This is a genomic window from Pseudomonas frederiksbergensis (assembly GCF_003732665.1).
Taxonomy (GTDB): Bacteria; Pseudomonadota; Gammaproteobacteria; order Pseudomonadales; family Pseudomonadaceae; genus Aquipseudomonas; species Aquipseudomonas frederiksbergensis_G.
On the sequence record NZ_MOBP01000027.1, the window covers coordinates 45,310 to 66,891 of the forward strand.

Sequence of the window (21,582 nt, forward strand, 5' to 3'; positions counted from 1 at the left end):
ATAAGCCCTGATATCCGGGCAACTGCTTCTTCTTGCAGCTTGCAGCTCACAACTTGAAGCTGCCCGGAGGGCCCTATGAGCTATGTGATCGACCGACGTCTCAATGGCAAGAACAAGAGCACGGTGAACCGCCAGCGGTTCCTGCGGCGTTACCGTGATCACATCAAAAAGGCCGTCGAAGAGGCGGTCAGCCGGCGTTCCATTACCGATATGGAACATGGCGAGCAGATCAGCATTCCCGGTCGCGACATCGACGAACCGGTGCTCCACCACGGGCGTGGTGGCAAGCAGACCGTCGTGCACCCCGGCAACAAGGAATTCACCAGCGGCGAACACATCGCCCGGCCACCCGGAGGTGGCGGCGGCAGGGGGCCCGGCAAGGCTGGCAACTCTGGCGAAGGGATGGACGAGTTCGTCTTCCAGATCACCCAGGAGGAATTCCTCGAATTCATGTTCGAGGACCTCGAACTGCCGAACCTGGTCAAGCGCAACCTGACCGGCACCGACACCTTCAAAACCGTGCGCGCCGGCATCAGTAACGAGGGCAACCCGTCGCGGATCAACATCATCCGCACCCTGCGCTCAGCTCATGCCCGACGCATAGCCCTCTCCGGCAGCAGCCGCAAGCGCTTACGCGACGCCAAAGAGGAACTGGCCCGACTGAAACGGGAAGAGCCGGACAACTTCGGCGATATCCAGGAAATCGAAGCGGAAATCGAGAAGCTCAGCGCGCGGATTCACCGGGTGCCGTTCCTCGATACCTTCGACCTCAAGTACAACTTGCTCATCAAGCAGCCCAACCCCAGCTCCAAAGCGGTGATGTTCTGCCTGATGGACGTGTCCGGCTCGATGACCCAGGCGACCAAGGACATCGCCAAGCGCTTCTTCATCCTGCTGTATCTATTTCTCAAGCGTAACTACGACAAGATCGACGTCGTGTTCATCCGCCACCACACCAGCGCCCGGGAAGTGGATGAGGAAGAGTTTTTCTACTCACGGGAAACCGGCGGCACCATCGTTTCCAGCGCCTTGAAACTGATGCAGGAGATCATGGCCGAGCGTTATCCGAGCAACGAGTGGAATATCTATGCCGCCCAGGCTTCCGATGGCGACAACTGGAACGATGATTCGCCGATCTGCCGCGACATCCTGATCAACCAGATCATGCCGTTTGTGCAGTACTACACTTACGTCGAGATCACCCCACGCGAACACCAGGCCCTGTGGTTCGAATACGAACGCATCGCCGAAGCCTTCTCTGACACTTTTGCCCAGCAGCAACTGGTCTCGGCCGGAGATATCTATCCGGTCTTCCGTGAACTCTTCCAGCGCAGGTTAGTGACATGACCGCCAAAGAGCAGAAGCGCCAACCCATTTCCACCGGCTCCGAATGGACATTCGAGCTGATCCAGGCGTACGACAAGGAAATCAGTCGCCTGGCGGCCCGCTATGCCTTGGATACTTACCCCAACCAGATCGAAGTGATCACCGCCGAGCAAATGATGGACGCCTATGCGTCTGTCGGCATGCCGCTGGGTTATCACCATTGGTCCTACGGCAAGCACTTCCTCAGCACCGAGAAATCCTACTCTCGCGGGCAGATGGGCCTGGCCTACGAGATCGTGATCAACTCGGACCCGTGCATCGCCTACCTGATGGAAGAAAACACCATCTGTATGCAGGCGCTGGTAGTGGCTCACGCGTGCTATGGCCACAACAGCTTCTTCAAGGGCAACTACCTGTTCCGCACCTGGACCGATGCCAGTTCGATCATCGATTACCTGGTGTTCGCCAAGCAGTACATCATGCAGTGCGAGGAGCGCCACGGCATCGACGCGGTGGAAGACCTGCTCGATTCCTGCCATGCCCTGATGAACTACGGCGTTGACCGTTACAAACGTCCGTATCCGATTTCCGCCGAGGAAGAACGCCGGCGGCAGAAGGACCGTGAAGAGCATCTGCAGAAACAGATCAACGACCTGTGGCGCACCATTCCCAAAGGCGCGGACAAGTACAGCGACAAGGACAACGCGCGCTTCCCCGCTGAACCTCAGGAAAACATCCTGTACTTCATCGAAAAACACGCGCCGCTACTGGAGCCTTGGCAGCGGGAAATCGTGCGGATCGTGCGCAAGATTGCCCAGTATTTCTACCCGCAACGCCAGACCCAGGTGATGAACGAAGGCTGGGCGACGTTCTGGCACTACACGCTGATGAACGACCTGTACGACGAAGGCCTGGTCACCGACGGCTTCATGATGGAGTTCCTGACGTCCCACACCAGTGTGGTCATGCAGCCCGGCTTCGACAGCCCCTACTACAGCGGCATCAACCCCTACGCCTTGGGATTCGCCATGTACCGGGACATCCGGCGCATGTGTGAACATCCAACCGAGGAGGATTACCGCTGGTTCCCGGAAATCGCTGGCACCGACTGGCTGTCGAGCATCAAGTTCGCCATGAGCAGCTTCAAGGATGAGAGCTTCATCCTGCAGTACTTGTCGCCCCAGGTGATCCGCGACTTGAAACTGTTCAGCATTCTCGATGACGACCAGAAGGACGATCTGCTGGTCCCAGCCATTCACGATGAACCTGGCTACCGGATCATCCGCGAAACCCTGGCGGCCCAGTACAACCTGGGCAACCGTGAACCTAACGTGCAGATCTACAGCATCGATCGGCGCGGCGACCGCTCCCTGACCCTGCGTCACCAGCAACACGACCGTAAACCGTTGGGCGAATCCACCGAGGAAGTGCTCAAGCACTTGCACCGGCTGTGGGGCTTCGACATTCATCTGGAAACCCTGCAAGGCGACCAGGTAATGAAAGTCCATCACGTTCCACCCAGAAGTGAGCACGCCGAGGGGGATTACGGTCGGCTCGACCTGGCTGTCATTCACCTGTGATTTTTGGTTTCTGCCTCCGGAAGTTCGACGCAACGGTTATTCTGTCGAGCTAACGGAGGTTTTTTATGCAGATTTATAAAGTTGGCGGCGCCGTACGCGATCGCCTGCTGGGCATACCGGTCACTGACATCGACCGGGTTGTGGTCGGCGCGACCACAGAGGAAATGCTCGCCAAGGGTTTTCGCCCGGTAGGTGCGGACTTCCCGGTGTTTCTTCACCCCAAAACCGGCGAGGAATACGCCCTCGCCCGCACCGAACGCAAAAGCGGTCGCGGGTACGGCGGTTTCACCTTCCATGCCAGCCCCGAAGTCACCCTCGAAGAAGACCTGATCCGTCGCGACCTGACCATCAACGCCATGGCTGAAGACGATCAGCAGAACCTGACCGACCCCTATCACGGTCAGCGAGATCTTGAGGCGCGCCTGCTTCGCCACGTTTCCCCCGCTTTCGCCGAAGATCCGCTCCGAGTCTTGCGCGTTGCCCGCTTCGCTGCGCGCTATGCCGGGCTGGGTTTCAGCGTCGCGCCTGAGACGCTGGAGCTGATGCGTCAGCTCAGCGAATCCGGCGAACTGGAAGCGTTGACCGCCGAGCGCAGCTGGAAGGAAATATCCCGCGCCCTGATGGAAGACCAGCCTCAAGTATTTATCGAAGTGTTGCGGGCGTGCGATGCGCTCAAGGTGCTGATGCCGGAAGTCGATGCGTTGTTCGGCGTCCCGCAACCTGAAGCCCATCACCCGGAAATCGATACTGGCGTGCATACCTTGAGCGTGCTCGAACAATCGGCGCTGCACAAACAACCGCTGACCGTGCGCTGGGCCTGCCTGCTGCATGATTTGGGCAAGGGCCTGACTCCGGAAGAGGAATGGCCTCGGCACATCGCCCACGAGCACACAGGCCTTAAGCTGATTAAAGCGGTGAACGAACGATTCAAGGCGCCGAAAGACTGCCAGGAATTGGCATTGTTGGTCGGCCAATATCACACCCACGGGCATCGGGCGCTTGAGCTGAAGCCATCGACGTTGCTGGAGTTGTTGCAGAGTTTTGACGTGTACCGGCGACCGCAGCGATTCGAGGAGTTTATTGCGGCGTGCGAGATGGATGCTCGGGGGCGTAAGGGCCTGGAACAGCGGAGTTATCCACAGGCGGATTATTTGCGCGGGGCGGCAACTGCGGCGCGGGGTGTGGCGGTTCAGCCGTTACTGGAGAAGGGATTCAAGGGGCCTGAGTTGGGTGAAGCAATCAAGCGTGAGCGGCTTAAGGCGCTGAAAGCCTACAAAGAGGCTGCATCTGCCTGAAAAGCTTCGCGAGCAAGCCCGCTCCCACATTGGATCTCTGGCGTTCGCACAATCCAATGTGGGAGCGGGCTTGCTCGCGAAGGCGTCATCCGCCTCACAACAAATCAGAAGGCGTCAGTTGCCGCCCACGCCACTCAAACGCCACCGGCGCCAACACCTGGTCAATCTGCGCCTCAGCCCACAACGTAGCGAAACTTTTGCCCACCCCCGGATGCACCCGGTCCGGCGCAATCAGCGACAACGGCCACAACACAAAGGCGTTTTTCAGGATTTCGGCCCGGGGCAGAATCAACCCATCGAAGTTGCCCACCAGGTCGCCGAACAACAGCACGTCGATATCCAGCGGCAAACCCTTGCGATCCGGCGCGTAACGGCCGTTATCCGCTTCGATGAATTTCAACCGGCGGTCCAGTTCCATCAGCGGCAGATCGGTGAAGGCCGACACCACGAAATTGAAGAACGGACCGCTCTTGATCCCCACCGGCTGGCTTTCGAACACCGCCGAACAGCGGATATCTACCAGGAAACCCGCCAGGGCCTCCAGGCCAGCCTGCAAATGGGATTCGCGCTCGATATTGCTACCAAGCCCGAGGTACACCTGGGTCAGCGACATCCGCGCTCGATCTCCACGCCGACGCCACCGGTGGCCGCCGGGACCGCGCCGGGCTTGGTCAGCTTGAGGCGCATCCAGGTGATCTTGAATTCGCTCATCAGGACTTCCACCAAACGCTCGGCAAAGGTTTCGACGAGTTGGAACTGCGCCTGCTCGGCAAATGCCTGGATACGCGAGGAAACACTCGCGTAGTCGAGCGCCAGGGTCAGGTCGTCACCCGCGGCTGCCGGGCGATTGTCCCAAGCGAAGCTCAGATCAAGTCGCAGGCATTGTCGGATGCCGCGCTCCCAGTCGTAGGCACCGATCACGGTGTCGACTTCCAGGCCCTCGATAAACACTCTGTCCAAGCACTTTTCTCCGCTGCACGACAAGGGCGCAATGCGCCGTTAGAATCAGGGCGTCCTCGCCCGGAATAGTTAGCATGTTTTGGTTATTGGCGACCTTCGCCTACCTGCTCGGCTCTCTGTCCTTCGCCATTTTGCTCAGCCGCCTGACCGGTAACCCCGATCCGCGAATGAGTGGCTCGGGCAATGCCGGCGCCACCAACATGTTGCGCCTGGCCGGCAAGAAACTCGCCGTCCTGACCCTGCTCGGCGATTTATGCAAAGGCTTGGTGCCCGTGCTGATCGCCGGTTTTGCCGGCCTTTCGCTGCAAGAACAGGCGTGGATCGGCGTATGCGCCGTGATCGGTCACCTGTTCCCGCTGTATTTCCGCTTTCGCGGCGGCAAGGGTGTCGCCACCGCTGCCGGCATGTTGCTCGGCCTCTACCCGCCCGCAGCCCTGCTGGCGGTTTGCGCCTGGCTGCTGACGTTCTACCTGACCCGCACCAGCTCACTGGCGGCGCTGATCGCCACGCCGCTGACCCTGCCACTGCTCGCCTGGCAAGAGCCGGCGGCACTGCTGCCCATGAGCGCGCTCACGGCACTGATCGTCTGGCGCCATCGCGGCAATCTACGCGACCTGTTTGCCGGGCGCGAACGGCATTTTTAAATACCGCACATGAGCGCCGCTCATCGCGCACGTCATCAAAGTGCCGACAACTGCTCCATCGGCCAGCGCGCCTGCACGCTGATCGCCAGGCTTTCGTGCTGACCCGCCTGCAAACGCTGGCAACCGGCAAACGCAATCATCGCGCCGTTATCGGTGCAGAATTCCGGGCGCGCATAAAACACATCGCCCTTCATATCGCCGAGCATTTTTTCCAGGGAGGTGCGCAGTGCCTTGTTGGCGCTGACGCCCCCAGCGATCACCAGACGCTTCATGCCCGCTGCTTTCAGGGCACGCTTGCACTTGATGGTTAAAGTCTCCACCACGGCCTGCTGGAACGCCAGCGCGATGTCGCAACGGGCTTGCTCTCCGTCGTCTCCGGCGCTGACGCACTGCTGCCAGGTGTTCAGGGCTGAGGTTTTCAAGCCGCTGAAGCTGAAGGCCAGGCCCGGGCGGTCGCACATCGGACGCGGGAACGTGAAACGCCCTGCAACTCCCTGCTCCGCCAGGCGGGCGATTTCCGGACCGCCCGGATAATTAAGACCCATCATCTTCGCGGTCTTGTCGAACGCTTCTCCGGCGGCATCGTCGAGGGTCTCGCCCAACAACGTGTATTGGCCGATCCCGTCGACCTGAACCAGCTGCGTATGACCGCCCGACACTAACAAAGCGACGAACGGAAATTGTGGCGGTTGCGGCTCCAGCATCGGCGCCAGCAAATGGCCTTCCATGTGGTGCACGCCGAGGGCTGGAATGCCCCAGGCAAAGGCCAGCGCCTGGGCGCAGGAAGCCCCCACCAGCAGCGCACCCACCAAGCCGGGACCGGCGGTGTAAGCGATGGCGTCGATCTCGGTCGGTACGCAGCCGGCTTCGGCCAACACCTGACGGATCAAGGGCAGCATGCGTTTGACGTGATCACGGGAGGCCAACTCCGGCACCACACCGCCATAGGCGCGATGCAGGTCGATCTGGCTGAACAGCGCGTCGGCCAGCAGGCCGCGTTCACTGTCATACAATGCGACACCGGTTTCGTCGCAGGAGGTTTCTAATCCCAGTACTAGCATGGGTTTGCGCCTTGTTTAGGCTGAATTCGAAGGCGCGCATAATAGTCGCCATGGGATGCCCCGACTAGCGGTTTTCGATCAGAGGCTTTGCATTCCGGTCGATGAGGGGTTAACATCCGCAACCCTTAAAAACCGACGTCTTCAAGTGCTCTTTTGCCGCGAGGATGTTGACCCCGGTAATGAATGAAGGTAGCTCTGGATGCCAGCCGTCAAAGTAAAAGAGAACGAACCCTTCGACGTAGCTCTGCGTCGTTTCAAGCGCTCCTGCGAAAAAGCCGGTGTACTGGCTGAAGTTCGTAGCCGCGAATTTTACGAGAAGCCAACTTCTGAGCGTAAGCGCAAAGCAGCAGCCGCTGTTAAGCGTCACGCCAAGAAAGTACAGCGCGAACAGCGCCGCGCCGTTCGTCTGTACTAATACACAGACGTTCGTAGCAAGCTTCTGCCAAGCCCGGCCCTCAGCCGGGCTTATGGCATTTGCGTAAAACGCTTGATGCTTTACCGTCAACGCCGCAGACGCGACCGAGACAAACCTGCTTCACAGCGTCAGACCTGGCTCTTTTGCCAGCGGTGCACGTCTTTTCTGACGAGCCTTCCAAGGCTACTGACGAGCACACCCACTGATTCCTCTTACGACGATCAGCCCAAGGCACCTGCTTGCGTGCCCGCTTATGAGCTATCCGAGGCCATCAACTGGCCGTAGCGGATTTCAGCGCAACACTTTCAAATAGTCGAATACTGATTGGTACTAACGTCAGTGGATTTTCGGCAGATACACTTCCCGATAGCGATGACGCAGACGACACCGGTCGAGCCGCATATTTTGCGCGCCTCAAACAATGACCCGCGGTCGCCAGCCTTTGTTTTGGGTCCATTTCAGATGACGAGAACGCCATGGCCGGGCTAATTCCCCAGAGCTTCATTGACGACCTTCTGAACCGCACCGACATCGTCGATGTGGTCAGCTCGCGCCTGCAAATGAAAAAAGCCGGCAAGAACTACACCGCCTGCTGCCCTTTCCACAAAGAGAAAACCCCGTCCTTCAGCGTCAGCCCCGACAAACAGTTCTATTACTGCTTCGGCTGCGGCGCTGGCGGCAACGCCCTCGGCTTCATGATGGACCACGACAACCTGGATTTCGTCCAGGCTGTCGAGGAACTGGCCAAAGCCGCTGGCATGGAAATCCCCCGCGAAGAAAGCGGCCGGCCGCACAAGCCGCGGCAGCCGACCGATTCGCCGCTGTACCCGCTGCTCAACGCTGCCGCCGAGTTTTACCGGCAGGCGCTGAAAAGCCATCCATCGCGCAAAGCCGCCGTGGATTACTTGAAAGGTCGCGGCCTGACCGGCGAAATTGCCCGGGACTTCGGCCTCGGCTTCGCCCCGCCGGGCTGGGACAATCTGTTCAAGCATTTGAGCAGCGATACCCTGCAACAGAAAGCCATGGTCGATGCCGGCCTGCTGATCGAGAACGCCGAGACCGGCAAACGCTATGACCGCTTCCGCGATCGCGTGATGTTCCCGATCCGCGACAGTCGCGGGCGCATCATTGCCTTCGGTGGCCGCGTGCTGGGCGACGACAAGCCCAAATACCTGAACTCACCGGAAACCCCGGTCTTCCATAAAGGCCAAGAGCTTTACGGCCTTTACGAAGCGCGCAAGAACAACCGCAACCTCGACGAAATCATCGTCGTCGAAGGCTACATGGACGTCATCGCCCTCGCCCAACAAGGCCTGCGCAATGCCGTCGCGACCCTGGGCACCGCCACCAGCGAAGAGCACTTGAAGCGACTGTTTCGCGTCGTGCCTAACGTTTTGTTCTGTTTCGATGGCGACCAGGCTGGCCGAAATGCTGCATGGCGCGCACTGGAAGCAGCACTGCCCTGCTTGCAGGACGGGCGACGGGCACGTTTCCTGTTCCTGCCCGAGGGTGAAGACCCGGATACGTTGGTGCGCTCCGAGGGCACTGACGCCTTCCGGGCGCGGATCAATCAGCACGCCCAGCCCCTGGCGGATTATTTCTTCCAGCAACTGACCGAAGAATCGGACCCGCGCTCGCTCGAAGGCAAGGCCCATATGGCCACCCTCGCGGCACCGCTGATCGATAAAGTACCGGGGGCCAACCTGCGCATCCTGATGCGCCAGCGACTGACCGAAATCACCGGCCTGACGGGGGAAGCCATGAGTCAGCTGGTGCAAAGCGCTCCTCAGGACGCGCCGCCCGCCTACGATCCAGGCATCGATTACGACGCCATGCCGGATTACAGCGACTACCATCAGCCGCAGGCACAAGACACGTACGCGCCGCAGCAGGAATGGACGCCGAAGAAACCCGGTGCCGGCGGCAAGAAGTGGGACAAGAAACCCTGGGACAAGAACGGCAAGCGAGGCGATCGCGATCAACCGAGCGCACCTCGCACACCGATTGCGGTGGAAGCGCCGACACTGATCGCCCTGCGCACGCTCATTCATCACCCGGATCTGGCCGGCAAGGTAGAAACCGCCGACCACTTCGCCAATGAAAGCAACACCTATGCGCAACTGCTCGTCGCCCTGATCGAGGCGGTGCAAAAAAATCCTAAGCTAAACTCAATCCAACTGATGGCCCGCTGGCACGGGACCGAACAGGGACGATTGCTCAAGGCTTTGGCGGAAAAGGAATGGCTGATTGACGGTGACAACCTTGAACAACAGTTTTTAGACACCATTACTAGGCTATCGGCAACGCAACACACGGATAGCCTGGAAGCACTAATCAGGAAAGCAAGGCAGCCAGGATTGACCGCGGAGGAAGCAAATCAGATCGCAAATCAGATGCGCGACCTATTAAAACGCAATATGGCTGTATCAACCCCGACCTCAACTGGCGCGTGAGGTCATAGCTCAGGTATAATCCTCGGCTTGTTTTTTGCCCGCCAAGACCTTCAGTGGATAGGGTGTTATGTCCGGAAAAGCGCAACAGCAGTCTCGTATCAAAGAGTTGATCACACTTGGTCGTGAGCAGGGTTACCTGACTTACGCGGAGGTCAACGACCACCTGCCGGAGGATATTTCAGATCCGGAACAGGTGGAAGACATCATCCGCATGATCAACGACATGGGGATCAACGTATTCGAGGTTGCGCCAGATAAGGATTCCCTTATGCTGGCCGACGCCGATACCGACGAAGCCGCGGCCGAAGAGGCAGCAGCAGCGTTGGCAGCGGTCGAGACCGACATTGGTCGCACCACCGACCCAGTGCGCATGTACATGCGTGAAATGGGTACGGTAGAGCTCCTCACTCGTGAAGGCGAAATTGAAATCGCCAAGCGTATTGAAGAGGGCATCCGCGAAGTGATGGGCGCAATTGCGCACTTCCCTGGCACGGTTGACCACATTCTGTCCGAATACACTCGCGTCACCACCGAAGGTGGCCGCCTGTCCGACGTCCTGAGCGGTTATATCGACCCGGACGACGGCATTGCGCCGCCTGCTGCAGAAGTGCCGCCGCCTGTCGATCCGAAAGCCGTGAAAGCGGATGACGACACCGACGACGACGAAGCTGAAGCCAGCACTGACGACGAAGAAGAAGCCGAAAGCGGTCCGGATCCGGTCATCGCGGCACAGCGTTTTGGCGCTGTCTCCGATCAGATGGAAATCACCCGCAAGGCGCTGAAGAAGCACGGTCGTGGCAACAAGGCGGCAATTGCCGAACTGGTGCTGCTGGCTGAGCTGTTCATGCCGATCAAACTGGTGCCGAAGCAATTCGAAGGCCTGGTCGAGCGTGTTCGCAGTGCCCTGGATCGTCTGCGTCAGCAAGAGCGTGCGATCATGCAGCTCTGTGTTCGTGATGCGCGCATGCCGCGTGCCGATTTCCTGCGCCAGTTCCCGGGCAACGAAGTCGACGAAAGCTGGTCCGATGGCTTGGCCAAGGGTAAAGGCAAATACGCCGAAGCCATTGGTCGCCTGCAACCGGACATCATTCGTTGCCAGCAGAAGCTGATCGCGCTGCAAACCGAAACCGGTTTGACGATTGCCGAGATCAAGGACATCAACCGTCGCATGTCGATCGGTGAGGCCAAGGCCCGCCGTGCGAAGAAAGAGATGGTTGAAGCGAACTTGCGTCTGGTGATCTCCATCGCCAAGAAGTACACCAACCGTGGCCTGCAATTCCTCGATCTGATCCAGGAAGGCAACATCGGTTTGATGAAAGCGGTAGACAAGTTCGAATACCGCCGCGGCTACAAATTCTCGACTTATGCCACCTGGTGGATCCGTCAGGCGATCACTCGCTCGATCGCCGACCAGGCCCGCACCATCCGTATTCCGGTGCACATGATCGAGACGATCAACAAGCTCAACCGTATTTCCCGGCAGATGTTGCAGGAAATGGGTCGCGAACCGACCCCGGAAGAGCTGGGCGAACGCATGGAAATGCCTGAGGACAAGATCCGCAAGGTATTGAAGATCGCTAAAGAGCCGATCTCCATGGAAACCCCGATCGGTGATGACGAAGACTCCCATCTGGGTGACTTCATCGAAGACTCGACCATGCAGTCGCCAATCGATGTTGCTACCGTTGAGAGCCTTAAAGAAGCGACTCGCGAAGTTCTCTCCGGCCTCACTGCCCGTGAAGCCAAGGTTCTGCGCATGCGCTTCGGTATCGACATGAATACCGACCACACCCTCGAGGAGGTTGGTAAGCAGTTCGACGTGACCCGTGAACGGATTCGCCAGATCGAAGCCAAGGCGCTGCGCAAGCTGCGCCACCCGACGAGAAGCGAGCATTTGCGCTCCTTCCTCGACGAGTGATCACAAAACCCCCGGCCCAGGCCGGGGGTTTTGCTTTATGCAGATTAAATCCCCCGCACTACCCACCCGCCGAATTGCCCGTCTACACTCGAAACATTCCCCCCGAGCCATAACGAGACCGTTATGCCCAGACTGCCGACCGTGCTTTTTTTGCTGTCGCTGATGACCTGGACCGCAACGGCTGGCGCGCTGACTCTGACCGACGAAGAACGTAGCTGGCTGGCGGCTCACCCGGACTTGCGTCTGGGCGTCGACGCGTCCTGGCCGCCCTTTGAGTTCCGCGACGAACAGGGCCGTTACCAGGGCCTTGCCGCAGATTACATCAACGTGATCCGCCAACGCCTGGGCATCAAGCTCACCCCCATCGAACCGGTGAGCTGGACGGTGGTTCTGGAGCAGGTCAAACAGGGCAAGCTCGATTTGTTGCCGGGCATCATGTCGACGCCGGAACGCCAGACCTACCTGTCATTCACCCGCCCCTATCTGGACTTTCCGATTGTCATCCTGGCCCATATCGGCGGCGCCCAGCCACGCAAAATCGAGGACCTGTACGGCCTCAAAATCGCCGTCGTGGAAAACTACGCCCCCCATGAGCTGCTGCGCACCCACCATCCGGACCTGAATCTGGTGGCGATGCCCAACGTCAGCTCGGCGTTGCAGGCGTTGGCGACCGATGAAGTGGACGCGGTGGTCGGTGATCTCGCCTCCAGCGTCTGGAGCCTGCGCCAGCTCAAGCTCGACGGGCTCTATGTCAGCGGCGAAACGCCCTACCGCTACCAATTGGCGATGGCGGTGCCACCGAAAAACAAAATGCTCGTGGGCATCATCGATAAAGTCCTGGCGGACATGAGCCCCAGCGAAATCAGCGCGATTCAGGAGCATTGGGTCGGTAACGTCCTCGATCATCGGACTTTCTGGTCCGACTTGCTGGTCTACGGCCTGCCGGGCCTGGTGCTGCTGATCATCATCCTGGCGGTGGTGATCCGGATCAATCGCCGGCTGAGCTCGGAAATCGCCCGGCGAATCGATCTGGAACAGGAACTGCGCAGCAGCGAATACCACTATCGCGGGCTGGTAGAAAGTCTGTCGGCCATTGCCTGGGAAGCGCGAATCAGCGATTTCACCTACAGCTACGTGTCGCCCCATGCCGAAGACTTGCTCGGTTATCCCCTGTCCCATTGGCTGATCCCGGGGTTCTGGCGCAACATCATCCACCCGGCGGACCTGATACGAGCACAGACCTTCTGTGACCACGAAGTGCTGGCCGGGCGCGATCACAGCGTCGATTACCGGGTCATCACCGCCGATGGTCGCTGCCTGTGGGTGCGCGATATCGTCAGCCTGATCGAACACGGCCATGAACCGGTGCTGCGGGGCCTGATGATCGATATCAGCGACGCCAAGCGCACAGAAGAGGCGTTGCGTCTGTCGGAACAGAAATTCGCCTCGGTATTCCAGCAATGCCCGGACATCCTGGTGATTGCGCGGCTTTCCGACGGCTGCCTGCTGGAGGTCAACGAAGCGTTCGAAGAACAGATCGGCCTCAAGGCCAGAGATGTCATCGGCCAGACCGCTACCGATCTTAATATCTGGGGCATTCCCGGCGTCGGGCCGGGTTTGCTGCAACGGTTACAGGCCGGCAGCATCCGCAATCTGGAAATGCCTTTTCGCCGCAACAATGGCCAAGTGTTCACCGGCCTGATTTCCGCAGAGCCGTTCGATCTCGATACCACCCCCGCGCTGGTGGTCGTGGTGCGGGACATTAGCCAGCTCAAGGAAACCCAGCAACAGTTGCAAACCTCCGAAGAGAAATTCGCCAAGGCCTTCCACGCCTCCCCTGACGGCTTGCTGCTGTCGCGACAGAGCGATGGCTTGCTGCTGGAGGTCAACGAGGGCTTCAGCCGTATCACGGGCTTCAACAGCGCGATGTCGGTGGATCGTTCGGCGCTGGACCTGGGCATCTGGGTCAATCTCAACGAACGCAAACAGATGCTCGACTTGCTGCACCGGGATGGCTTCGTCAGGGATTTCACCTGCCACATCCGCCGCAACGACGGGCAGATCCGCCTCTGCGAAGTGTCCAGCCGACCGCTGCCGATCGGCGATGAAGACTGCATGCTGACCATCGCCCGGGACATCACCGAGCGGCACCTGATGCAGGAAAAACTGCAACAGGCCGCCACCGTGTTCGAGAGTACCGCCGAAGGCGTGTTGATCACCGACACCCAACAGCACATCAGCGCGGTCAACCGCGCCTTTACCGAAATCACCGGTTACAGCGAGAGCGAAGCCTTGGGCCACACCCCTCGCCTGCTTGCCTCGGGCCTGCATGACAGCGCCTTTTACGCGGCCATGTGGCATCAGTTGACCGATGAGGGACACTGGCAAGGCGAGATCTCCAACCGGCGCAAAAACGGTGAGTTGTACCCGAGTTGGCTGACCATCAGCGCCGTGCGCAACCGCGATAAGTTCATCACCCACTTTGTCGCCGTGTTCGCTGACATTTCCAGCCTCAAGCACGCCCAGGCCAAGCTCGATTATCAGGCCCACCACGACCCGCTCACCGGCCTGCCGAACCGTACGTTGTTCGAAAGCCGGCTGCTGATGGCGCTCACCAACCAACAAGAAAACGGCGGCCAAGGCGCGGTGCTATTCCTCGACCTCGACCGCTTCAAGCACATCAATGACAGCCTCGGCCACCCGGTCGGCGACCTGCTGCTCAAAGGCATCGCCGTGCGCCTCAAGGAGCAACTGCGCGACATCGACACCGTCGCACGCCTGGGCGGCGACGAATTCATCATTCTGCTGCCCGGCCTGCAGCAAGCGAGCGACGCCGACCACATTGCGACCAAACTGCTGAATTGCTTCGCCGCGCCGTTCCAGGCCGGTGAACACGAGTTCTTCATCAGCGCCAGCATCGGCACCAGCCTATACCCCAAGGATGGCTGCGACGTCGCCACCCTGGTCAAAAACGCCGACGCGGCGATGTACCGCTCCAAGGCCAAGGGGCGCAACCGGGTCGAAAGCTACACCCGTGACCTCACGGCCCAGGCCAGCGAACGGGTGGCCCTGGAACACGAACTGCGGCGCGCCATCGAACGCAACGAGTTGCACCTCTACTACCAACCGAAAATCAGCCTCGACGACCATCGCCTGGTCGGCGCCGAAGCGCTGATACGCTGGCGCCACCCGACCTTCGGCGACGTACCACCGGAACACTTCATTCCCCTGGCCGAAGAAAACGGCATGATCCTGCAAATCGGCGACTGGGTGCTCGAGACCGCGTGCCGGCAAATGTTCGAGTGGAACCAGGTCTACGAAGGCCTCGGCCCGCTGTCGGTCAACCTCGCCGGCGCGCAACTGCGCCAGCCCAACTTGCTCGGACGCATCGAGCAACTGCTCAAGGACAACCGTCTCAAGCCCGGTTTTCTGCAACTGGAAATTACCGAAAACTTCATCATGAGCCAGGCCGAAGAAGCGCTGGCGGTGCTGCACCAACTCAAACGCCTGGGCGTGCAACTGGCGATCGACGACTTCGGCACCGGCTATTCATCCCTGAGCTACCTCAAGCGCCTGCCGCTGGACATCCTCAAGATCGACCAGTCCTTCGTCCGCGGCCTGCCGGATGATCCCCACGATGCCGCGATTGTCCGAGCCATCATCGCCCTGGGCCGCAGCATGCAATTCACCATCATCGCCGAGGGCGTCGAAACCCAGGCCCAACAGGAATTCCTCGCCGCCGAAGGCTGCGAACAGATCCAGGGCTACATCGTCAGCCTGCCCTTACCGCCCGAAGAATTCGCCGCGACGTTTCTTCGTATAGCCGTATCGGATTTTTCGGATAGCACAGCCGAGAAACCGTCGCTATAATCCGCGGCCTACTGAGGGCCTATAGCTCAGTTGGTTAGAGCAGAGGACTCATAATCCTTTGGTCCACGGTTCAAGTCCGTGTGGGCCCACCAAACAAAAAAGCCGCGTGAATACGCGGCTTTTTCGTGTCTGGCGTTCTGGTTTTTCAGATGTTTTTTCTTCAAAAAGCAGCGGAAATGTCCACAAAGTGTCCACATCGATTTCCAGCGAAACGACGTCATTCGTAGACACAAACTTGAAATTGACAAACCGACCTTGAACTTTAGGATGGCTCAACCTATAAATACTATAGAAAAACACATGAGCCCTCTTCTTCCTTTTCCACTGCCAAAAAAGAAAGCTCTTGAAATCATTCGTGAGCTTTCAGAGGTATCGGAACGCATCTTCTACTCCCCGCACGCCAAGGCGCGGATGATTGAACGAGGCGTGAGCATGCCGGACGTGATGGACTGTCTGGGTAAAGGGCAGATCACCGAGGGGCCGTTTCAGCAACCGGGAGGTGATTGGCGATTTACTATTTACTGGTTCAAAGCTGGGTCACCTCTCCAGGTCGTCGGGGCAATCGACATCGATGACGACGGGACATTTCTCGTCATAGTGACCACGATACAAAAGAAGGGATGAATTTTATGTACCACTACGTAGAAAGCGGCCTACCGAACGTATGGCTTAGCAATGGCTTCGTGGTGAAGGAGACCGCCTATGGCGAGTCTGTCGCCATCACGGATGTGAAGGGCCTCCATGATGTAATCGGCAAAGCCATCGCGGAGAAACCTTCAGTACTGACAGGTGCTGAGTTCAGATTTTTGAGAAAGGAGCTTGGCCTGTCCCAGGAAAGCCTCGCCGAGATTGTTGGTTTGACAAGTCAGGCTGTAGCGATCTGGGAAAAAACCGACAAGATCCCGATGGTAAACGACCGTTACTTGCGAGGCCTTTATCTTGAAGCCAAAACGGGTGAAGCGGATCTGATGGCGGCTATCAATACCATCAACAAATTGGACCACGAACTCTACAAACTGAATCTGGAGTTTGAAGGCCAATGGCACAATCAAGCATGCGCTTGAGTCTGAATGTTCTGTAAAGCCCGGCAAGAATGCCGGGCTTTTTTTCACCTTCGTTTCCCTTACTCAGGCAACGCATACGCAATCACATAATCCCCCCGATCCGAAGACTGTCGCGCCCCACCCACCGTCAGCAGGATGTATTGCTTGCCAGTTTTCGGCGAGACGTAAGTCATCGGCCCGGACTGACTGCCCACCGGCAATCGCGATTTCCAGATCTCATTGCCGTTAGCGGTATCAAACGCCCGCAGATAGAAATCCTGAGTCCCGGCAAAGAACAACAACCCCGACTGAGTCGCCAGCGAAGCGCCCAGCGTCGGCATGCCAATCGGGATCTGCAAGTGCATGCGAATTCCCAGAGGCCCGGTGTCTTGTACAGTGCCGACCGGAACCTGCCACATCAATTTATGGGTCTTGAGGTCGATGGCGGACATGGTGCCAAACGGTGGTTTCTGGCACGGAATACCGGCCGCCGAGAGGAAGCGTTCGCGCATGGCGCCGAATGGCGTGCCTTCCTGTGGCACGACGCCCATTTCGATGCCGCTGGCTCCGGCGGCGATTTTGTTGCGCGGGATCATGTAATTGGCCAGGCCCAGGCGCATGTCGTTGACGAACATGTAATTCGTGTTCGGGTCGACCGAGACGCTGCCCCAGTTCATGCCGCCCAGGGAGCCCGGGAATTGCAGTGCGCGATCAAGGCCCGGCGGGGTGTAGACGCCTTGGTGGCGCATGCCTTTGAACTGGATGCGGCACATCAACTGATCGAATGGCGTGGCGCCCCACATGTCGGATTCGGTCAGGGTCTGGTTGCCGATTGACGGCATGTCCACCGAGAACGGCTGGGTCGGCGAATAGCGTTCGCCGGGCACGTTGCCTTGTGGCACCGGGCGTTCTTCGACCCGCGCTATCGGCACGCCGGTTTCGCGGTTGAGCAGGAAGATTTCGCCCTGTTTGGTCACTTGCGCCAAGGCTGGCTGGGTGCCGCCCTTGTCGTCCGGCACATCGTAGAGCAGCGGTTGGGCGGGCAGGTCGAAGTCCCAGAGGTCGTGGTGGGTGGTCTGGAAGTGCCAGCGCACCTGACCGGTCTTCACGTCGATGGCGACGATGGATGAGTTCCACTTGTCATCGAAGGCCGTGCGTTGGCCACCGAAGAAGTCAGGTGTAGCGTTGCCGGTTGGCAGGTAGACCAGACCGAGTTTGGCGTCGTAGGACATGGCCGACCAGACGTTCGGCGTACCACGGGTATAGGTCTCGCCGGCCGGCGGGCGCTTGGTGGTGTTCGGGTTGCCCGGGTCCCACGCCCACGCCAGTTCACCGCTGCGCACGTCGTAGGCGCGGACTACGCCTGGCGGTTCGCCGGTGGAATAGTTGTCGGCCACGCGACCGCCGACGATCACCACATTACCGGCGACCAGCGGGGTCGAGGTTTGCTGGTAGTAACCGGGTTTGATTTCGCCCATGTCGGTTTTCAGGTCGACGGTGCCTTTGTCGCCGAAGTCTTCGCACGGCTTGCCGGTGTCGGCATTGATGGCGATCAGACGGGCATCGCCGGTCGGCAGAAACAGACGTTTCGCACAGGCGGTTAGCGTGTTATCCGACGACGCAGGGGTTTCGGAATAACCCAGGCCACGGCAGCGTTGCCAGTTCGGCGCGGTGCCTTGGGGATCGAATTTCCAGCGCTGGGTGCCGGTGTCGGCGTCCAGGGCGAAGACTTTGCCGTAGGCGGTGCAGGTGTAGACCGTGTCCCCGATTTGCAGCGGGGTGTTCTGGTCTTCGGCGCCGGCGCCGGTGCTTTGCGGGATGTCGCCGGTGTGGAAGGTCCAGGCCACCTGCAACTTGTCGATGTTGCCTTTGTTTATCTGGTCCAGCGCGGCGAAACGATTGCCAGCGGGGGTGTTGCCCCAGTGGGCCCAGTCTTTCTGTTCAGTGCCCGGCTTCACCGGGGTCACCGCCGGTTCAATGCTGGCCATGACCACGTGGGTCGGCACGAACATGTAGGCCAGCGTGGCGACGACGCCAACCCCCAGAATGCCTGCCAGACCGTAGGCGCCACGCCCTGCATGAGCGCCGGAAGCGCGCACCAGCGTGGGATAAATCAGCGCGACAACCAGGCCGATCACGGCAAACGTCAGCACCCGCGAAACCAGTGGCCAGTAATCGAAACCGCTGTCCCACACCGCCCAGATCGCCGTCAGGATCAGCGCCAGGCCATACAGCCACGCCCCCTGCGGTTTGCGCCGGGCAATCATCAGCCCGGACACCAGCATCGCCAGGCCCATCAGCAGGAAGTACCAACTCCCTCCCAAAGCAATCAGGTAACCACCGCCACCGGCCAGGCCGAGCCCGATCAACGCAATCAGGACACCCAGCCCCCACAGCAGCCATTTGCTGCCGGCGGCAGCCCCAGAATTATTCATGTCGGAAGTTTTCCCCATTTGTGACAAGCGCGAAATAATGTACTACCTGGTTACTTATGGCAATTTGTCGCAGGTAAAAAGTTCTGAACGGTCCTGGGGCCAGATCAAATCTCCGCCATGCAAGCCGTGCTGTAACATGCCACCCCACCGATTTGTGTTGCTGGAGACGACCTTTGCCTGACACCCGCCCACCCGTGCTCGACGAAATCGACCGCCAATTGATCGCGGCCTTACAGATCAATGCCCGTGAAAGCGTGGCCATGCTTGCTCGGCAGTTGGGCATTGCGCGCACCACGGTCACTTCGCGGTTGGCGCGGCTGGAGAAGGCCAAGGTCATCACCGGTTACGGCGTGCGTTTGGGTCAGCGGGTGGTGGATGGCGGGTTGCAGGCGTATGTCGGCATCACCGTGCAGCCGCGCTCTGGTAAGGAGGTATTGCGCCGGCTCAGTGCGATGGCGCAGGTGCAGCAGTTGTGTGCGGTGAGTGGCGAATTTGATTATGTGGCGTGGTTACGCACGGACTCGCCGGAGCAACTGGATCAGTTGCTGGACCAGATTGGCAGTGTGGATGGAGTGGAGAAGACGACCACTTCAATCATCTTGAGCAGCAAGATTGATCGGGGGCAGCCGGTTTAGATGCTATCCAATGTGGGAGCGGGCTTGCTCGCGAATGCGGTCTGTCAGTCGATATTTATAGTGGCTGATACATCGCATTCGCGAGCAAGCCCGCTCCCACACTGGGCAGTGTGTAGCGATGGATCGTCATATTGATCTTTAAACTGGCAAAACGACGACACATTGCGCCTTATTAACGTGTTCTACGCTCTCTAGAATGGCTGCCATCTTTTCCTATACTCAGACGCGCACCCCGCGTCGAGTCGCCAGCAAGGTCAGCCATGAACAAGAACAATCGCCATCCTGCAGACGGTAAAAAACCAGTCACCATTTTTGGCCCGGACTTTCCTTTCGCCTTCGACGACTGGATCGAGCACCCGGCCGGACTGGGCAGTATTCCCGAGCACAATCATGGCGCCGAAGTGGCGATCGTCGGTGGCGGAATTGCCGGTCTGGTGGCGGCCTACGAGTTGATGAAACTGGGCCTCAAACCAGTCGTTTATGAAGCCTCGAAAATGGGCGGCCGTTTGCGCTCCCAGGCGTTCAACGGTGCCGAAGGCGTCGTCGCCGAGCTCGGTGGCATGCGTTTTCCGGTGTCGTCCACCGCGTTTTATCACTACGTCGACAAGCTCGGCCTGGAAACCAAACCGTTCCCGAACCCGCTGACGCCGGCGTCGGGCAGTACGGTGATCGATCTGGAAGGCCAGACCCATTACGCACAGAGCCTGGCGGATCTTCCTGCACTGTTCCAGGAAGTGGCTGACGCCTGGGCGGACGCGCTGGAAGAAGGCTCGCGCTTCAAAGAGATCCAGCAAGCGATCCGTGACCGTGATGTGCCGCGCCTCAAAGAGTTGTGGAACACCCTGGTCCCGTTGTGGGACGACCGCACCTTCTACGATTTCGTCGCCACCTCCAAAGCCTTCGCCAAGCTGTCGTTCCACCACCGCGAAGTGTTCGGCCAAGTGGGTTTCGGTACGGGCGGCTGGGACTCGGACTTCCCCAACTCGATGCTGGAAATCTTCCGCGTGGTGATGACCAACTGCGACGACCACCAGCACCTGGTGGTCGGCGGCGTCGAACAAGTGCCGCTGGGCATCTGGCGCCATGTGCCGGAACGTTGCGTGCACTGGCCCGAAGGCACCAGCCTCAGTTCGTTGCACCGTGGCGCCCCGCGCTCCGGGGTGAAAAAAATCGCCCACGCCCCGAATGGTCGCTTTTCGGTCACCGACAACTATGGCGACGTCCGCGAATACGCTGCAGTGCTGACCACCTGCCAGAGCTGGCTGTTGACCACTCAGATCGAATGCGACGAAACCCTGTTCTCGCAAAAGATGTGGATGGCCCTCGACCGCACGCGCTACATGCAATCGTCGAAAACCTTCGTGATGGTCGACCGCCCGTTCTGGAAAGACAAGGATCCGGAAACCGGGCGCGACCTGATGAGCATGACCCTCACCGATCGCCTGACCCGCGGCACTTACCTGTTCGACAACGGCGACGACAAGCCGGGCGTGATTTGCCTGTCGTACTCGTGGATGAGCGACGCGCTGAAAATGCTGCCTCACCCGGTGGAAAAACGCGTGAAGCTGGCGCTGGACGCGTTGAAGAAGATCTACCCGAAAGTCGATATCGCCGCGCGCATCATTGGCGATCCGATCACTGTGTCCTGGGAAGCCGACCCGCATTTCCTCGGAGCCTTCAAAGGCGCCCTGCCCGGCCACTATCGCTACAACCAGCGCATGTACGCGCACTTCATGCAGGACGACATGCCAGCCGAGCAGCGCGGGATTTTCATCGCCGGCGACGACGTTTCGTGGACGCCAGCCTGGGTTGAAGGCGCGGTGCAGACTTCGCTGAATGCGGTGTGGGGCATCATGAAACACTTCGGCGGTGAAACTCACGCCGAGAACCCGGGTCCAGGAGATGTGTTCAACGAGATCGGTCCGATCGCCCTGCCCGAGTAAGAGG

The 21,582-nt window shown here is 59.4% G+C and carries 16 protein-coding genes and 1 tRNA gene; 13 read left to right on the forward strand and 4 right to left on the reverse strand.

Annotated features, from left to right (window positions below; translation table 11 throughout):
• Positions 1-75 precede the first annotated feature (75 nt).
• From BK665_RS32440 to BK665_RS32450, 3 genes are all read left to right on the forward strand, one after another.
• Positions 76-1,347, forward strand: coding sequence for a YeaH/YhbH family protein (locus tag BK665_RS32440; protein WP_123410543.1), 1,272 nt, complete (start codon positions 76-78; stop codon positions 1,345-1,347).
• Entirely contained in the window at positions 1,344-2,906 is a 1,563-nt protein-coding gene (locus tag BK665_RS32445) for a SpoVR family protein (protein ID WP_123410544.1), read from the forward strand. The genes BK665_RS32440 and BK665_RS32445 overlap by 4 nt, the downstream gene beginning before the upstream one ends.
• Before the next feature lie 65 nt (positions 2,907-2,971).
• Complete coding sequence (locus tag BK665_RS32450) at positions 2,972-4,201, forward strand: multifunctional CCA addition/repair protein (RefSeq protein WP_123410545.1); 1,230 nt, start codon at positions 2,972-2,974, stop codon at positions 4,199-4,201.
• Positions 4,202-4,295: 94 nt separating this feature from the next.
• Here BK665_RS32450 and folK read toward each other — a convergent pair whose 3' ends face one another.
• Both folK and folB read right to left on the reverse strand, forming a co-directional pair.
• Positions 4,296-4,814, reverse strand: a complete 519-nt coding sequence (gene folK / locus BK665_RS32455; RefSeq protein ID WP_123410546.1) for a 2-amino-4-hydroxy-6-hydroxymethyldihydropteridine diphosphokinase — start codon at positions 4,812-4,814, stop codon at positions 4,296-4,298.
• The gene (gene folB, locus BK665_RS32460; protein ID WP_008051601.1) at positions 4,805-5,161 is read right to left on the reverse strand and encodes a dihydroneopterin aldolase; all 357 of its coding nucleotides are present in this window, start codon (positions 5,159-5,161) and stop codon (positions 4,805-4,807) included. The genes folK and folB overlap by 10 nt, the downstream gene beginning before the upstream one ends.
• 74 nt (positions 5,162-5,235) lie before the next feature.
• Here folB and plsY point away from each other — a divergent pair, with 74 nt between their 5' ends.
• Positions 5,236-5,805 carry a glycerol-3-phosphate 1-O-acyltransferase PlsY gene (gene plsY, locus BK665_RS32465; protein ID WP_123410547.1) on the forward strand — a complete coding sequence of 190 codons (570 nt, stop codon included), beginning with the start codon at positions 5,236-5,238 and terminating at the stop codon, positions 5,803-5,805.
• Positions 5,806-5,840: 35 nt separating this feature from the next.
• On the opposite strand, the gene tsaD is transcribed toward plsY, so the two are convergent.
• Complete coding sequence (gene tsaD / locus BK665_RS32470) at positions 5,841-6,866, reverse strand: tRNA (adenosine(37)-N6)-threonylcarbamoyltransferase complex transferase subunit TsaD (RefSeq protein WP_123410548.1); 1,026 nt, start codon at positions 6,864-6,866, stop codon at positions 5,841-5,843.
• 199 nt (positions 6,867-7,065) lie between these two features.
• On the opposite strand from tsaD, the gene rpsU reads away from it, so the two are divergent.
• The 7 genes from rpsU (at position 7,066) to BK665_RS32505 (ending at position 16,586) form a co-directional block, all read left to right on the forward strand.
• Entirely contained in the window at positions 7,066-7,281 is a 216-nt protein-coding gene (rpsU, locus tag BK665_RS32475; protein WP_002551877.1) for a 30S ribosomal protein S21, read from the forward strand.
• Between the two features lie 476 nt (positions 7,282-7,757).
• Positions 7,758-9,734 carry a DNA primase gene (gene dnaG / locus BK665_RS32480; protein ID WP_123410549.1) on the forward strand — a complete coding sequence of 659 codons (1,977 nt, stop codon included), beginning with the start codon at positions 7,758-7,760 and terminating at the stop codon, positions 9,732-9,734.
• Between the two features lie 67 nt (positions 9,735-9,801).
• Positions 9,802-11,652: an RNA polymerase sigma factor RpoD gene (gene rpoD / locus BK665_RS32485; RefSeq protein ID WP_123410550.1), complete on the forward strand. Its 1,851-nt coding sequence runs from the start codon at positions 9,802-9,804 to the stop codon at positions 11,650-11,652.
• Positions 11,653-11,775: 123 nt separating this feature from the next.
• Positions 11,776-15,522: a bifunctional diguanylate cyclase/phosphodiesterase gene (locus BK665_RS32490; protein ID WP_123410551.1), complete on the forward strand. Its 3,747-nt coding sequence runs from the start codon at positions 11,776-11,778 to the stop codon at positions 15,520-15,522.
• 15 nt (positions 15,523-15,537) lie between these two features.
• A tRNA-Ile gene (locus BK665_RS32495) sits at positions 15,538-15,614 on the forward strand.
• Positions 15,615-15,822: 208 nt separating this feature from the next.
• The gene (locus BK665_RS34570) at positions 15,823-16,146 is read left to right on the forward strand and encodes a DUF4258 domain-containing protein (RefSeq protein WP_185076719.1); all 324 of its coding nucleotides are present in this window, start codon (positions 15,823-15,825) and stop codon (positions 16,144-16,146) included.
• Positions 16,147-16,151: 5 nt separating this feature from the next.
• The gene (locus BK665_RS32505) at positions 16,152-16,586 is read left to right on the forward strand and encodes a helix-turn-helix domain-containing protein (protein WP_123410581.1); all 435 of its coding nucleotides are present in this window, start codon (positions 16,152-16,154) and stop codon (positions 16,584-16,586) included.
• Positions 16,587-16,645: 59 nt separating this feature from the next.
• On the opposite strand, the gene BK665_RS32510 is transcribed toward BK665_RS32505, so the two are convergent.
• Positions 16,646-19,000, reverse strand: coding sequence for a glucose/quinate/shikimate family membrane-bound PQQ-dependent dehydrogenase (locus BK665_RS32510; RefSeq protein WP_123410553.1), 2,355 nt, complete (start codon positions 18,998-19,000; stop codon positions 16,646-16,648).
• A 173-nt stretch (positions 19,001-19,173) separates the two neighbouring features.
• On the opposite strand from BK665_RS32510, the gene BK665_RS32515 reads away from it, so the two are divergent.
• Positions 19,174-19,635, forward strand: a complete 462-nt coding sequence (locus tag BK665_RS32515; protein WP_007980298.1) for an Lrp/AsnC family transcriptional regulator — start codon at positions 19,174-19,176, stop codon at positions 19,633-19,635.
• A 260-nt stretch (positions 19,636-19,895) separates the two neighbouring features.
• Entirely contained in the window at positions 19,896-21,578 is a 1,683-nt protein-coding gene (locus BK665_RS32520; RefSeq protein ID WP_123410554.1) for a flavin monoamine oxidase family protein, read from the forward strand.
• Positions 21,579-21,582 lie beyond the last annotated feature (4 nt).